This window comes from Bacillus sp. FSL P4-0290 (assembly GCF_037975435.1).
GTDB lineage: Bacteria > Bacillota > Bacilli > Bacillales > Bacillaceae > Bacillus > Bacillus subtilis.
In genome coordinates, this window is the sequence record NZ_CP150253.1 from 2,802,250 (window position 1) to 2,815,293 (window position 13,044).

The window sequence follows — 13,044 nt, forward strand, 5'->3', positions numbered from 1 at the left end:
TATGTCAGCGAATATGCCATCGTTGATTCAACGTAGACAATCCGCAATTCATAACGGGTCATGATGGGTACGTCCCAGGAGAGATTCGAACTCCCGACCGACGGCTTAGAAGGCCGTTGCTCTATCCAGCTGAGCTACTGGGACACGTTTTGTTTTTTTGTTTTTCGCTTTAACTATCAGCGACAAGATTTATTATATATGGGATGCAATAATAAGTCAACGGTTTTTTAGAATTTTTTTCATGAGGAAGAAAATTTTCTTCCTCATGACATTTTCATAGTGTGACTCGATTTTGCAGATCCTCAATTTCATTGCCTGCTTGGTCGTAAAAACGGACTGTCGCAGCATCATTTTCTAATGTCAGTATAGCATAGCTTTCTGTCCTGCGCACCCTCGGAAGCCGGATGCTGCCTGGGTTAATCATCAGTTTTCCGCGCAGCACTTCGCTTCCCGCGATGTGCGAATGCCCGAAGCAGATAACATCCGCCCCGAGCTCCTCTGCACGATAGTATACGTTTAACAAGGTCTGTTTTATACCGTGAAGGTGGCCGTGTGTGACTAGTATTTTTCTTGAGCCGGCAGTCAGAAGAAGCTCGTCCTTAAAATCGCCGGCAAAATCGCAATTGCCTTTTACAACCGCATAAGGCTCCAATGCAGGATGCCTCGTCTCAAGCTCAGAGTCCCCGCAATGAATCATGAGATCAACTTCTGCCTCATGCCGTTTCGCAATGGTTTGGAGTTCTTCTTCAAGCCCATGGCTGTCACTGATAATCAGCACGTTCATGTACAAGCTTCCTCCTTATGCCTCCAAAAGCTTAGACAGCTTTTTAAGCGCGTCAGCCCTATGGCTGATTTTATTTTTTTCATCACTTGTCAGTTCAGCCATTGTCTTATCTTTATCTTTCACGATAAAAATTGGGTCATAGCCAAAGCCATATTCTCCTCTCGGTTCTTCAGCAATATACCCTTCAACATGGCCTTCGACTGTTTTTGTTTCCTCTCCGGGAATACTCACGGCCAGTGCGCAGCGGAAACGGGCGGTGCGCTGTTCTTTTTCGATACCTTTCAGCTCGCTGAGCACTTTTTCGATATTTGCCTGGTCGTCTTTCTGTTCCCCTGCATAGCGGGCTGAATAAACCCCGGGTCTGCCGCCAAGATTATCGATGGATAGTCCGGAGTCATCCGCAATCACCATTTTGTTCACTGCTTTGGCAACAGCTTCCGCTTTCAGAATGGCATTTTCTTCAAATGTATGGCCTGTTTCTTCAATTTCCTCTGTGAATCCAATTTCAGCTAAAGATTTGACATCATAGCCTCTTGGCTCAAGAATTTCTTTGAATTCCTTCACTTTTCCCGGATTATGTGTTGCAATAATTGCTTCTTTCATGATGATCAAGCCTTTCTGTCTTTATTTCAGTTCTGGCAGAGAATCACCCAGCACTTCTTTTTGCTTGTCAATCAGCTCTTGGATTCCTTTTTCCGCAAGACCCAGAAGACCGTTCAGATCCTCTCTAGAAAAAGTTGCCTCTTCCCCGGTTCCCTGCAATTCCACAAAACGGCCGCTGCCTGTCATGATGACATTCATGTCAACTTCAGCAGAGGAATCTTCTTCATAATTTAAATCTAACAAAATTCCCTGTTCCTTATCAATTCCAACAGAGATTGCAGCAAGAAAATCAGTGATCGGATTTGTCTTGATTGTTCCTGCTTTGATCAGCTTGCCAATCGCAATCGCCATAGCAAGAAATGCGCCTGTAATGGAAGCTGTTCTAGTTCCTCCATCAGCTTGAATGACATCACAGTCAATCCAAATCGTCCGTTCACCGAGCTTTTCCAGATCTACAACAGCTCGAAGCGCGCGGCCGATCAGGCGTTGGATCTCCATTGTTCTGCCGGAAATTTTCCCCTTAGAAGATTCTCTGATTGTTCTTTGGTTTGTTGCCCGCGGCAGCATGCTGTACTCTGCTGTAATCCAGCCTTTCCCTCCGCCCCGCAAAAACGGCGGTACGCGGTCCTCAACAGACGCGTTGCAGATTACCTTTGTATTTCCCGCTGTTATTAGAACAGAACCTTCCGGATGGCTGATAAAATCCAAATCGAATGTGATTGGACGCAGCTCATCGTGTTGTCTTCCGTCATGTCTCATGTTTTACCTCCGATTGTATGTACATAAACCATTTTTGTCCCGGAATTGAATAAAGAAAGAGGCAGCCGGAACGCTAACCTCTTTCTTTCTAGTATATCAAAAATCCCAATTTAAAAACTACCCGTATTCACTTGAGATGGTCTGGAGACCGGTTCTGTGAGCTTTTCGCCTTTTTCATTTACCAGCTCTGATTTTCCGTTCACTTTAACAGACACGCCTTTTATATCCGGCTGCTCCGTTAACGTGAGCACAATGCTGTTCAGCACTTCTGAAGAAATCATTTTCGTCTTCTCATCGGCGCTGCCGAATATAGATTGATTGAAATCCAACGTCACGCGCCCGTCTTTGATTTTTGGTTTGCTGACCAGCTTTACATCTTCACTGAAGTCTGTTAACAGCCCGCTCACCTTGCTTGGACCTTTAGCCAATTCATTGATGGCTGCCGTAACGTCGTCTTTTTCCGAATTGTCGATTCGTTTGGTCACCGGCACGTAGTATTCACTGTCTTCATTTTCCGCCAAATAGTAGACTGTCAGCGGATGGGTAGCAGTGAGATCATTTACACCGGCTGTTTCCAAATTAATGCCGTCTTTGCGGCTTAAATCATCTGAGATCGGCGTCCCTCCTACAGGCATCTCCTTCAGTTCATGCCCGTTTATTCTCAGCTTCACTTTATCTATCGAACTAAATTGCGTCAGCGTCCACGTCACAGATTGAACGATTTTCTGTTCGTCTTCTTTCTTATAATTTTTGAACTCATTAGAGAAATCAGCTATCGCGGTTCCATCTTTTTTGATGTCAACGTTAACGGTGGTGTCAGCCGGCAATACAGCTCTGAAGCCATTCGGAAGAATTTCAGACACAGGCCCGCCCTGTACGAGGTATTCAAGCGCCTGCTTAGCCGTGCTCTCACTTTTAGGGAGAGGCAGCGTTTGCGCAACAACATATCCGTTTTTATCAATGAGATAAAGCTCCCTCATAACAGTAGATGAGGCTTGATCCGCTTTTGCGGTATCGCTTTTTTCACTTTCTGTTTTTTTGGCTGCTGTTGTATTTGAATTGGCACCCGCTTCATCGTTCACGAATGTAACGTCTTGAGGCGGATCAATTTCCTCGGCTGCCTTATCAGATTGAAACAAACCGCATCCGGATAAAAGCAAGGCAGAGGTGAGACAAGTGGCACCAATGACTGCAGGTCCTTTTTTCAGCATACTTTTCCCTCCTAAGGATGTTTGTACTATTATGTATACGAGCCTCTTTAGGAAATAGACCGAAGAATTCCGGCAAAACAGAAAAAAACCCGCAACATACCGTTGCGGGGAAAACTATCTTCTAATCGGTTCTTGCAGTGAGATGCATTCCACATGGCCTACCTCATGCCCAAACCAATCGTCTGCGATTTTCGCAAACTGATCACGCGCTCCTGTTGTCAAGAACTGATGATCCGGGGCATTCGCAGACTGGTTCAGCAGCCCTTTATACGAAAGAATCGTGCTGACTTCCCGGGCTGTTTCATCGCCGGACGAAATAATGTTAACGTGTTCTCCCATATATCTTTGAATGGCTTCTTTTAAAATGGGATAGTGGGTGCAGCCTAAAATCAGCGAATCAATCGATGTATCTTTTAACGGATACAGCGAGGTTTTGACAATCTCGTCTGCTGTTTTGTCAAGAAACTTCCCGCTTTCCACAAAAGGCACAAGCAACGGGCAGGCAAGGTTTTCAACCTTCAGATCAGGATTTAATGCCAAAAGCGCCTCTTCGTATGCATTGCTCTTAATCGTATTCTCTGTGCCGATGACACCGATATGCTGATTATCCGTCACTTTTATCGCTGCTCTCGCACCAGGCTGGATCACTCCGACCACCGGTATACCGACGCTTCGCTGGATGTCATCCAATGCGATCGCTGTTGCTGTGTTACAGGCGATCACGAGCATTTTGATGTGGTGGTTTTCGAGTAAATAATTCGTCAGCTCCCACGTATATTGAAGCACCTCTTCTTCAGGGCGCGGCCCGTAAGGACACCGTTTCGTATCCCCGACGTAGATAATATTTTCTTTAGGTAGCTGTCTCATGATTTCCTTCGCAACGGTTAAACCGCCAACCCCGGAATCAATGACTCCTATTGGTTGTTCCAACAAAATCGCCTCATTTTCTCTTCATTTCATGCTGCAGTTTCATCAAAGATTTTTCGAAGATGGCTATTTCTTCATCTGTAAACGATTCGAACATATCACGCAGATATTCCTGTCTTTTTGTAATGACCTCTTGGATAATCCGTTCTCCTTCAGGCAGCAGATGTATCCTGACAACACGTCTGTCCGCCGGGTCCTTGACCCGCTCAACAAGCTCATTTTTTTGCATGCGGTCGATTAAGTCCGTTGTCGTGCTGCATGCCAGATACATTTTGCCCGATAATTCACCGATTGTCATATCTCCTAATTCATAAAGCCATTGCAAGCCGACAAATTGCGGCGGCGTAATCGCATATTGGTTAAGGATTTCTCGTCCTTTTTGCTTAATGATCGCGGCAATGTGGCGGAGTGACTTTTCAATATCCGCAACATGCTCCAAAGGTTTTGATGTCATTTGTCCATCCCTCACTCAAGGATCTCTTACGCACAAAAGCGTTCCGTGTCTATTTTCCTTCTTTTTTGAAGAAAATGCAAGACTCGCAGGAGAGAAATAGAGGACTTTAGTCAAACAACATCAAGAAATAAAATTTAATTTATGACTTGCCTACGTTTTGCACAGCATTCCAAATATGGTTTCGAATGTTCCAAACAAACAGCAATAACCGGCTCCTTCCAAAAGAAGGAATACCGGCAAGGATTAAAGCTCTAGCTCACCCATTCTAAGAAGCTCAACAACGGCTTGCGAACGCCCTTTCACACCCAATTTCTGCATGGCATTTGATATGCATATCTATCGCAAACTAAAACAATAATAATCACTTGAATTTATAATGGAAATCGACTGTTCCATCCTCGTATATTACAAGTTTATCAATAAGCGCTGAAAATGCTTCGAATAAATCCTGATCAGTTCTTTCCAGCTGCGCGAATGCATTCTTTATATTTGATATGTCGATTGTTTCTTCTTCCTCACGCTCAAGCATGAACAGCTTATCGTTCAGTTTTTCAATTTGTTCTTCAAGCTCTTTTCGCTTCGCCTGGAATTCCACCTTAGTGATCAACTGATCTTCCAAGTACAATTCGATTAGACGTTTTTTCTTGTTTTCTGCGTTTTCAATTTCTATTTTCGTTCGCTTGATCCGGTTTTTCTTCTGCTCTTCAAAATCAGACTTTACATCCAGTTTTAACTTCTTGCCCTTTTGTTTCAGTGTTTTAATAACAAAAGCCCGCAAGTCCTTATATTGCATCGGAGCATGGTTTACACAAAGAGCAGTTCCACCTCGTCTGTAGGCGCTACACTTCAAATAATTAAACTCTTTCTTCTCACGTTTCTGATTGTATTTGTACGACGGTAGCACAACCATATTGCAACCGCACACACCACATTTCATCATTCCTCTTAGCTCATTCCGAGGGTTAAAACGCTTTTTACGCATCTTGTGTTCTTTGTTATTAGCTTTCTCATACTCTTCTTCCGATATGATCTTAGGACACCAGTCTTTGTAAACAGTCCATTTTTCTTTTGGGTTGCGGATAAATTTTTTCCGTCCCCCTATTTTGACTTGAGTATGTCTATTGGCAATAAACACGCCACAATAAATAGGATTCTTTAAAATCGTTTGTACTGTAGACAGCTGCCAAAACTCAGTCTTTTGAGGCTTTACAATGTTTCCAAGTGCCAATTCTTCGTTAAGCTTGAGAACGATCCTTTTATGTCCATATCCATGATTATTATGAAGATCGAAAATAAAACGTACGACTTTTGCTTCTTCTTCATTGATAGCTAGGAATTTACCTTCTTTCTTAAATCCAAAAGGTACACGGCCGGAATGTTCACCACGGCGGGCTTTTGCTGCTAGTGCCCCACTGGCTGCCACTGAAATTGTTTGAGGGTATTGAGCTGCAAACATTGAAAACATTTCAAATTTCATTGAGTTTTTGCCTTCATATAGGCTATCGTAGCCCTCTTCAAGCGTCACAACTCTTACACCGTGAGCCAATAAAACCTCTCGAATTTCAAGGGCATCTTTAAGATCACGCGCAAGCCGGCTGATTGATTTAAAAACAACCATCTTCAGCTTTCTTTTTTGCGCCTTATCTAAAATGAGTTGCATTGCTTTTCGATCAAGCAACACTGTTCCGCTTATCCCATCATCTAATTGGATTGCTTCATCTTTCCATTCGTAATTATTTTTCTCAATCCAATGATGACAAATATCAATTTGGTTGGCTATTGATGTCACCTGTTCATCTTTTTCTGAGGAAACCCGTGCGTAAACTGCATAAGGGTAATCTTCATATTTGATGATCTCCTGTGTTTCTGTCTCTTTGAAGAACACTAAACCACCCCATTATTTTGCATTTGGTACATTTTAGTGTGATTATAGCATAATGATTACGAACCTCCTATACTTTTCCGGTTGATTTTCGAACATTTGTTCTTGTATAATTTGTTCAAGGAGATGATCGGAATGAGTCAAGGAATTTACGACAAGAGATGGGAACAAAAATTTATATTGCCTGAGCAAAGGGCTGCCCTTTTAAACAGAAAGAGAGAAGTCCAGAAGGTCGAAAAACCCATTCTCGATGAATACCAGCTGGAGGAAATGGCACGCACTATTTGCGAAGCAATGGAATTCAACTCGGTTCTGGTCATCAGTGTATACAGAGACGGTCTTATTGAAGAAGTAACAGGACATGTTCATTACATAGATGAAGTAAAACAGAGGCTACATGTGAAGGATTTAAAAGGTGATACATGGTTTATTGTATTTTACACACTCATAGATGTAAAAACTGTATCTGATTGAGTTTAGACAATCTTAACAAACAAAAACCCCTTAACTTTAAGTTAAGGGGTTGTAAATTCAAAGGTTAAGGCCCTGGGCACTCTGCCGTTAATGGCGGGGCATCTTAGATACCGAGTGGTGATCCAGCTGACCTAAACCCACTATACATTATGTATATATTTTTGTCAATGTATTAATTAATTTTGCGTACAGCTGATTTTTTTTGTTTTCCAAATGGAAAGTTATGCTTCATGAAACATGAATTGGATATTATATCCCAGTATTCACTTTTTTTATTTTCGTATTTTTGATAAGTTGCGCCAGCAACGAAATCTGCCAACTGTAACATTCTTTCTGCAGTCGAGTCCCCAAAAGTTAAGGCAGTAAAATACATGCTATCTTCCGCTGTAAAACGCCTCGATTTCATATACTCCTCAACCGCTTTATTTCTTACAATATCTCTCCCATCAATTACAATTTCCAAGTTCCTCTTATTACCTAGTTCCCTGTTTATCGCTTGTAATATAAGTTTTAAAGGGAAATTATATCGAGCGTCCATATCTTTATATAGCTGTGTGTGATCCAATATTACGTGTTTTCTATATAGTAAATACCCTATCTTAATATTGGGATCGTTAACCAGTTCATTCAGAATAAACTTTCTTTGATTTGGACGACATTTTTGGAATTTCAACTCTTTTATTTTCTTAAATGGCAGATTGAATTGAGTTCTTGCATTATTAATTATTCTTCTGGCTTGTGCTTTATAACTCTTTTTTATTAAAACAATGCCATAGGCAAGATACTTGCTTGAGCCTTTTTCAAAATTTATTCCAGCACACCCTGACTCATCTATATATGCAATCCATTCAGTGTTCTCGGGTGCATCCAGCACCCCCAATGTTTTTAATCGATTTATTTCAACTTTATATTGAGACAACGCCTTAACCCCCGAATATTTTAATCTGCTACCGAATTTTTCTATACATTTCATTATACACCATTGTTTGAATTTTCGTATTCTGATTAATATGCAAAAAATAACCCTTCAACAAAAAAGAAGGGTTATTCATCATACGGCCGGTACTTCTTCCGGCCGGCTTCTAATTCTTTTTTTAGGGCTTGTACATGTCCAAGCAAAAACAATGCGACTGTCCCAACCTTTTTAACCGGCTTGAGCTTCCCAGAAGTCACAAGGGTACTTAAACGCTGCCGAGTGATTCCAAGCAACTCCCCCGCTTCCGCTGCTGTTAAAACTTCTTCCTGGATAAACTTAATTTTTTCGCTTTCTTTCATGTCGGCTTTCTCTCCACATCATAATGAATCCTTTTAACAAGGTAATAACAACGGCTATCATCAATACAGTATGCGCAATCTTTCCAGACATACCCTCATCGGTCAGGTCAATTGCAACGATCCCAGCAACCAAAATGAGCAAAACGGCAAAATCTGCTGTGCTGTACTGCTTAAAATATTTTTTCATACTATCGTGGACGTGATATAATGTATGAGCAAGGGGATTTCTCCCCTTGTCTCACTAGTATCAGCGCTTCTTGCTTGTCCGGCGGGAGCGCTTTTTCTTTTTCTTGCTATGCTTTTCGCTTTCCTTTTGCCATATGTCGTAGATGTGTTTAATGATGGTCACGATACCAGCGATAGCAAGAATCCAGTTTCTTACCTCGTCCACTTCAGCACCTCCTTTCTATACCTTAATTATACAATATCTATTTACAATAGTCAATAGATATAACAAAAAAACATACTCTCTTGATCAAAAAATGCTAATAATTTGAAGTGTTTAACCGATAGTAACAATAACAGGACATGAGCAAGTAATTAGGAGGAAGTAAATTGATACCATCATCCAAAGCAGAATTGGACAAAATAAAAAAAGATTGCCTAAAAATGGTTAACAAACGAGCAACCGCTTCTGGTCTCGCTGGAGCAATACCGGTACCAGGTGTTGACGTAGGAACTGACGTCGCTATTATGATGGAGTTAATTCCGAAAATTAATAGAAAATTTGGTTTAAGTGAAGAACAGATTGAACAATTAGATGTCGAGTCTAAAAAAATGATACTCGTTTTAGCAACATCCATTGGCAGTGAAATGATTGGGAAAATGATTTCTAAAAAAACAATTACAACCTTACTCAAAAAGATTGGGTTGAAAAAAATTGCAACTAAAAGCACAGCCAAGTTTATCCCTGTTGTAGGTCAAGTCGCATCTGGATCAATTAGTTTTTTCGCAATGAAAAGCCTTGGAAAATCTCACATTGAAGACTGTTATAATGTATGTCTAAATTATATAAATCAAAAAGAATTAAGTTTGTAAGAGCCCTAATTCCAGGGCTCTTCTTTTTTTATTTTAATTTCGCTTCGATTTTCGCTTTCGTTTTCGGTCCATAAATGCCATCAGGATTTAGTCCATTCATCAGCTGGAACCGTCTGACGGCATCGGCTGTTTTTGGTCCGTAATAGCTATCAATCCCAAAGTTTTTGGCTTTCTTATCCGGATAGAAATGCAATGCCGCCAGCGCTGTTTGAATCTGTTCAACAGCATCACTGTGCATCAATGGGCTCTTCACTTTGAAAATGCCAGAAGGCAGATTGAAAGATGATTTCTTTTTGCTTGAGCTTGGTTTTTTCACTGCCTTGGACGAAGTTGTTTTCTTGCTGGATGATTTGCCGCCAAGTGCTTTTAATTCAGCATCAATAGCCGCTTTAACCTCATTCCAGCGTCCCTCGTCTAAAATACGGTGAGGGCAATACTTTCCGCTCCAATCTTGGTGCTTCCGCACTCGATCAATACCCCATCCGCGTTCTTTAAGCAGCTGAGCAACAAACTTGATAGCCAACTTTTCAGCAGCCCTGTATTTAGGCCCTCCTGACTTGCTGTAGCAGATTTCAACGCCGATAGACTTCCGGTTCCCGGTGCCGTTTGTACCGTCTCCTGTGTGCCATGCATTGCGATCTGTTGGGATGCCCTGCCTTACCTCTTTGTCATCAACGGCAAAGTGAAAGCTTGTTGAACTGGTGTTTCCAATCATGTAGCTGACTTCGTTCGCAGCTGATGCATCATTGTAAGTGTTGTGGATGGTGATATATTCAGCGTCCATATAATTAGGGCATTTCAAGCCGTATTTTGATGTTGAAACAAGGTTCTTTTTCACTGCGATTGTCATAAATGATCTCTCCTATTCTATTTTTCAAATAAAAAGAGCTACTGGATTATCCAGCAGCCTGTTCGTCTTTTTCTTTTGTTTGTTCGTTGTCGTTTTCGATCACATGCAGCCGCTCCGTAATGGTGGCCGGAATCTTAACGCCGATCTGTGCTAGGTTCTCTGTAATCGACAGTCCTTCATTTGCGATATAAAAAAGAACGGTTCCAAATGTGAGAACACCGTTCAGGTTAAGAATTGTATCTACTATATTTGCCACAATGACCACTAGAAAACTGAGCATTTTCCGGACATACCCGAACCAAGCGCTCCGGCTTCGTAGCTTTTTGAATTTCCATGCCTTGATTACACCTGTTATAACGTCGATAATGCTGAGAACTAGTAGTAAATCTAGGTATTTCACACCTCCAAACAGGTAAACCCTCGCTAAATCTAATGTTTCAAAATTAATAAACACAGTCGTTTCCTCCATTTCTTTGATCACCTCCTTAGAGGCAAAATAAAAAAGCCCTTATTGACTGGCTTCTGTCGTTTCCTCATATGTCTGACCTGTTACCTCGTGGTATTGGTCATGTGTAATGTATTTTGCTTGAACACCTTCTTTCATGTCCTCAACGGAACAATCGTTAAATGCCATAGCCTGCTTTACCATAGATGTTGTAGCCCATTTGTAGAACAACGCAAATACCCAGAAATTAAGATTCACTTGTCATTCCTCCCTTTAAACTCAGTACGTCTAATTTTAAAACTGCCATTTGTTCACCAAGAGATTGATTCAAGGCCTCTGCTTCTTTCCTTGCCAGCACTTCCGCTGTCAACTGTACACCTAAAGCATTCTGAGCCTGCTCAGCTTGTTTTCTTGCGAGCTTTTCGTCCGCCAGCTGCTGCCCGAGGGTTGCAAGCTGATCAGTAATAGGATTGGATTCAGGAATACTACCTTGTTTTAGTTCCTCTTTATACTCTTCATCAGCAGTTTCAACCCATGCTTGTTTTTTTTCATCAAATAAAGGTCTCCACATACCCTCCCCGTTTATTTCTGGAGGAATATCAGTAGCATTCGCAGGGATAATATACCTTCCTGTCTCCCTATCAAGGTGTAACTCAACCGGCCTTCCTAAATAGATTTTATCCTCATCATATGGGTATATTAATTTCATGCCTCTCCCTCCTTTCTTTAGGTTAGAGGTACAACTAAATCTATATAATATCCATTTACCTTTGACTCAGTAGTTGCCATTATACCTGTTAGTTTCATATCACCAGATGCATATATAATAATCTTGCTATAACCGGTCGTGCCGCTGGTTGCAACCATTTTGACAATCCCTTTTTTCGGGGCGCTTGAAGACGGGATACTCGCAAAAACTACCTCTCTATCAGTAAGAACGTGACCATTAAGATGCAACGTGTTTCCAACTTTACGGTATTGTAAAGGTCTATCACCTGAAGTTGCCCCGTTTTTGTATGGAACATTTACCCACGGCGTCTCTATAAAATCTAAATCTGTAACAACCTCTCTCCACCCCGTGAATTCTCCTTCTTTATGCTTTGTTCCAATCCATGTACGGTTATCATAGGATCTTGTTGCTACAATTTTCTTTAACCCTTGAGGTGGGGCAAGGTCAGCCGGAACATCTGTAATATCATAATAGTACCAGGCAGCATCATCATCCCCTGGATGATTCACAACACCTGCCCCAAAATAAAAGCCAGTCGGATAATCAAAAAGGTTTTGTCCTTTAGTTATTTTTATTCGCTGACCGGTTTGGGTTGTCAGTGGATAGAGTTGTCCATTATTCCACTTGTTCTTATCTTCTTTCGTTACATGAATGTCTGTTTTATTTTCATGAGTATTGACCTTTGCTTGGGCTCCTGCGGAATATTCAATCTCCATCCAAGGTGTCCAGTTTTCTGATCCACTCACCTTATTTCTTATGAATTTCCGCCGATTATCAGGTATAGAGGTTGTTGCACTGGTATATGCTGTGAACTCCTGATATGGATATGTGCCGTAGTTGTAAACCAATAAATAACCATTGCTATTCACAGGGGCATTCAGTGCAGTTGAAACTGAAGTCATATAATAAAACCCTGTTTCAATAACAGTATTGAAATCTACGCCTGACAAGTATTTCATCAAACCATTGTCTTGTGTTAATTTTGATAACTGAGCCGCATTCCACTTGGTCCGCTCTGCATCAGAAATATGTCGAATCTGGTTATAGTTATGTGCATCAAACTCCGTTTTGGTTGCCTGTTTGTCATTGGTAACATTACTGAGCCCGACTTGATCTTTTGTTACTCCGTGAGGGTTACTTTTATCATTAATGTGCTGATCAGTATATGTTTTTGCGTTTTTTTCGGCTGTATCGGCCTTGTTTTGCGCTCCTGTAGTCGTTTCCTTTGCATTCCAGTTTGAACGCTCTGTGGACGTAATATGCCGCGTAGAATCTGTATTGTGTGCGTTGAATTCTGCTTTAGTTGCTTGCTGCACGTTGTCTACGTTCCCTAAACCAACTTGCCCCTTTGTGACTTGGTTAGGGTTATCCCTACGCGCAGCAAATTCATCTGTATATGCTTTTGCTGTTTTTAAAGCAGTGGAAACATCATCCTGCGTTGCTCCGATCTCTTGCAATTCCTTTAGTGCATGATAGGCCGTATATTGATACCAATTGAACCAATCCGCAGGGGGATGATCCATCGGTTTGTATCCTTCATCAATGGAGGACTGCGGGGGCCTCTGCCCGGCGTTCCCCCATTCAGGCAATTCTTTTGTAAAAGGCATAAAAA

17 protein-coding genes, 1 tRNA gene and 1 pseudogene are annotated in these 13,044 nt (G+C 41.5%); 2 read left to right on the forward strand and 17 right to left on the reverse strand.

What is annotated here, in order from left to right:
• Positions 1-70: 70 nt before the first annotated feature.
• The 9 genes and pseudogenes from MKY10_RS14675 to MKY10_RS14715 form a co-directional block, all read right to left on the reverse strand.
• Positions 71-144, reverse strand: a tRNA-Arg gene (locus MKY10_RS14675).
• A 130-nt stretch (positions 145-274) separates the two neighbouring features.
• Entirely contained in the window at positions 275-784 is a 510-nt protein-coding gene (locus tag MKY10_RS14680) for a metallophosphoesterase (protein ID WP_003229585.1), read from the reverse strand.
• 15 nt (positions 785-799) lie between these two features.
• The gene (locus MKY10_RS14685) at positions 800-1,396 is read right to left on the reverse strand and encodes an XTP/dITP diphosphatase (RefSeq protein ID WP_015251523.1); all 597 of its coding nucleotides are present in this window, start codon (positions 1,394-1,396) and stop codon (positions 800-802) included.
• Between the two features lie 12 nt (positions 1,397-1,408).
• Positions 1,409-2,146: a ribonuclease PH gene (gene rph / locus MKY10_RS14690; protein WP_003246039.1), complete on the reverse strand. Its 738-nt coding sequence runs from the start codon at positions 2,144-2,146 to the stop codon at positions 1,409-1,411.
• A 110-nt stretch (positions 2,147-2,256) separates the two neighbouring features.
• A complete protein-coding gene (gene gerM / locus MKY10_RS14695; RefSeq protein ID WP_015251522.1) occupies positions 2,257-3,357 on the reverse strand; it encodes a spore germination protein GerM in 1,101 nt (366 codons plus the stop codon).
• Positions 3,358-3,471: 114 nt separating this feature from the next.
• On the reverse strand, positions 3,472-4,290 hold the full coding sequence (gene racE, locus MKY10_RS14700; RefSeq protein ID WP_015251521.1) for a glutamate racemase: 819 nt from the start codon (positions 4,288-4,290) through the stop codon (positions 3,472-3,474).
• A 7-nt stretch (positions 4,291-4,297) separates the two neighbouring features.
• On the reverse strand, positions 4,298-4,738 hold the full coding sequence (locus tag MKY10_RS14705; RefSeq protein WP_003229573.1) for a MarR family transcriptional regulator: 441 nt from the start codon (positions 4,736-4,738) through the stop codon (positions 4,298-4,300).
• A 243-nt stretch (positions 4,739-4,981) separates the two neighbouring features.
• Positions 4,982-5,068: pseudogene (gerE, locus tag MKY10_RS14710) on the reverse strand (spore germination transcription factor GerE); the annotation flags it as partial.
• Between the two features lie 31 nt (positions 5,069-5,099).
• Complete coding sequence (locus tag MKY10_RS14715; RefSeq protein ID WP_041850230.1) at positions 5,100-6,623, reverse strand: recombinase family protein; 1,524 nt, start codon at positions 6,621-6,623, stop codon at positions 5,100-5,102.
• A 132-nt stretch (positions 6,624-6,755) separates the two neighbouring features.
• On the opposite strand from MKY10_RS14715, the gene MKY10_RS14720 reads away from it, so the two are divergent.
• The gene (locus tag MKY10_RS14720; protein WP_339225943.1) at positions 6,756-7,094 is read left to right on the forward strand and encodes a YolD-like family protein; all 339 of its coding nucleotides are present in this window, start codon (positions 6,756-6,758) and stop codon (positions 7,092-7,094) included.
• A 172-nt stretch (positions 7,095-7,266) separates the two neighbouring features.
• On the opposite strand, the gene MKY10_RS14725 is transcribed toward MKY10_RS14720, so the two are convergent.
• From MKY10_RS14725 to MKY10_RS14735, 3 genes are all read right to left on the reverse strand, one after another.
• A complete protein-coding gene (locus tag MKY10_RS14725) occupies positions 7,267-8,013 on the reverse strand; it encodes a DUF3800 domain-containing protein (protein WP_159377032.1) in 747 nt (248 codons plus the stop codon).
• A gap of 125 nt (positions 8,014-8,138) precedes the next feature.
• The gene (locus MKY10_RS14730; protein ID WP_015382966.1) at positions 8,139-8,369 is read right to left on the reverse strand and encodes a helix-turn-helix domain-containing protein; all 231 of its coding nucleotides are present in this window, start codon (positions 8,367-8,369) and stop codon (positions 8,139-8,141) included.
• Positions 8,370-8,616: 247 nt separating this feature from the next.
• Positions 8,617-8,760 (reverse strand): hypothetical protein, encoded by a 144-nt coding sequence (locus MKY10_RS14735; RefSeq protein WP_015715414.1) that lies wholly within the window; start codon positions 8,758-8,760, stop codon positions 8,617-8,619.
• 164 nt (positions 8,761-8,924) lie between these two features.
• On the opposite strand from MKY10_RS14735, the gene MKY10_RS14740 reads away from it, so the two are divergent.
• Entirely contained in the window at positions 8,925-9,407 is a 483-nt protein-coding gene (locus MKY10_RS14740) for a hypothetical protein (protein ID WP_015715413.1), read from the forward strand.
• Positions 9,408-9,435: 28 nt separating this feature from the next.
• Here MKY10_RS14740 and MKY10_RS14745 read toward each other — a convergent pair whose 3' ends face one another.
• From MKY10_RS14745 to MKY10_RS14765, 5 genes are read right to left on the reverse strand one after another with little or no spacing between them, the layout of a single operon-like run.
• The gene (locus MKY10_RS14745) at positions 9,436-10,257 is read right to left on the reverse strand and encodes an N-acetylmuramoyl-L-alanine amidase (RefSeq protein ID WP_339225944.1); all 822 of its coding nucleotides are present in this window, start codon (positions 10,255-10,257) and stop codon (positions 9,436-9,438) included.
• A gap of 46 nt (positions 10,258-10,303) precedes the next feature.
• Complete coding sequence (locus MKY10_RS14750; RefSeq protein WP_041052495.1) at positions 10,304-10,726, reverse strand: holin family protein; 423 nt, start codon at positions 10,724-10,726, stop codon at positions 10,304-10,306.
• Positions 10,727-10,765: 39 nt separating this feature from the next.
• On the reverse strand, positions 10,766-10,960 hold the full coding sequence (locus MKY10_RS14755; RefSeq protein ID WP_041052497.1) for an XkdX family protein: 195 nt from the start codon (positions 10,958-10,960) through the stop codon (positions 10,766-10,768).
• Entirely contained in the window at positions 10,950-11,411 is a 462-nt protein-coding gene (locus MKY10_RS14760; RefSeq protein ID WP_095713556.1) for an XkdW family protein, read from the reverse strand. The genes MKY10_RS14755 and MKY10_RS14760 overlap by 11 nt, the downstream gene beginning before the upstream one ends.
• 17 nt (positions 11,412-11,428) lie before the next feature.
• A complete protein-coding gene (locus MKY10_RS14765) occupies positions 11,429-13,039 on the reverse strand; it encodes a pyocin knob domain-containing protein (RefSeq protein WP_339180938.1) in 1,611 nt (536 codons plus the stop codon).
• Between the last annotated feature and the right edge of the window lie 5 nt (positions 13,040-13,044).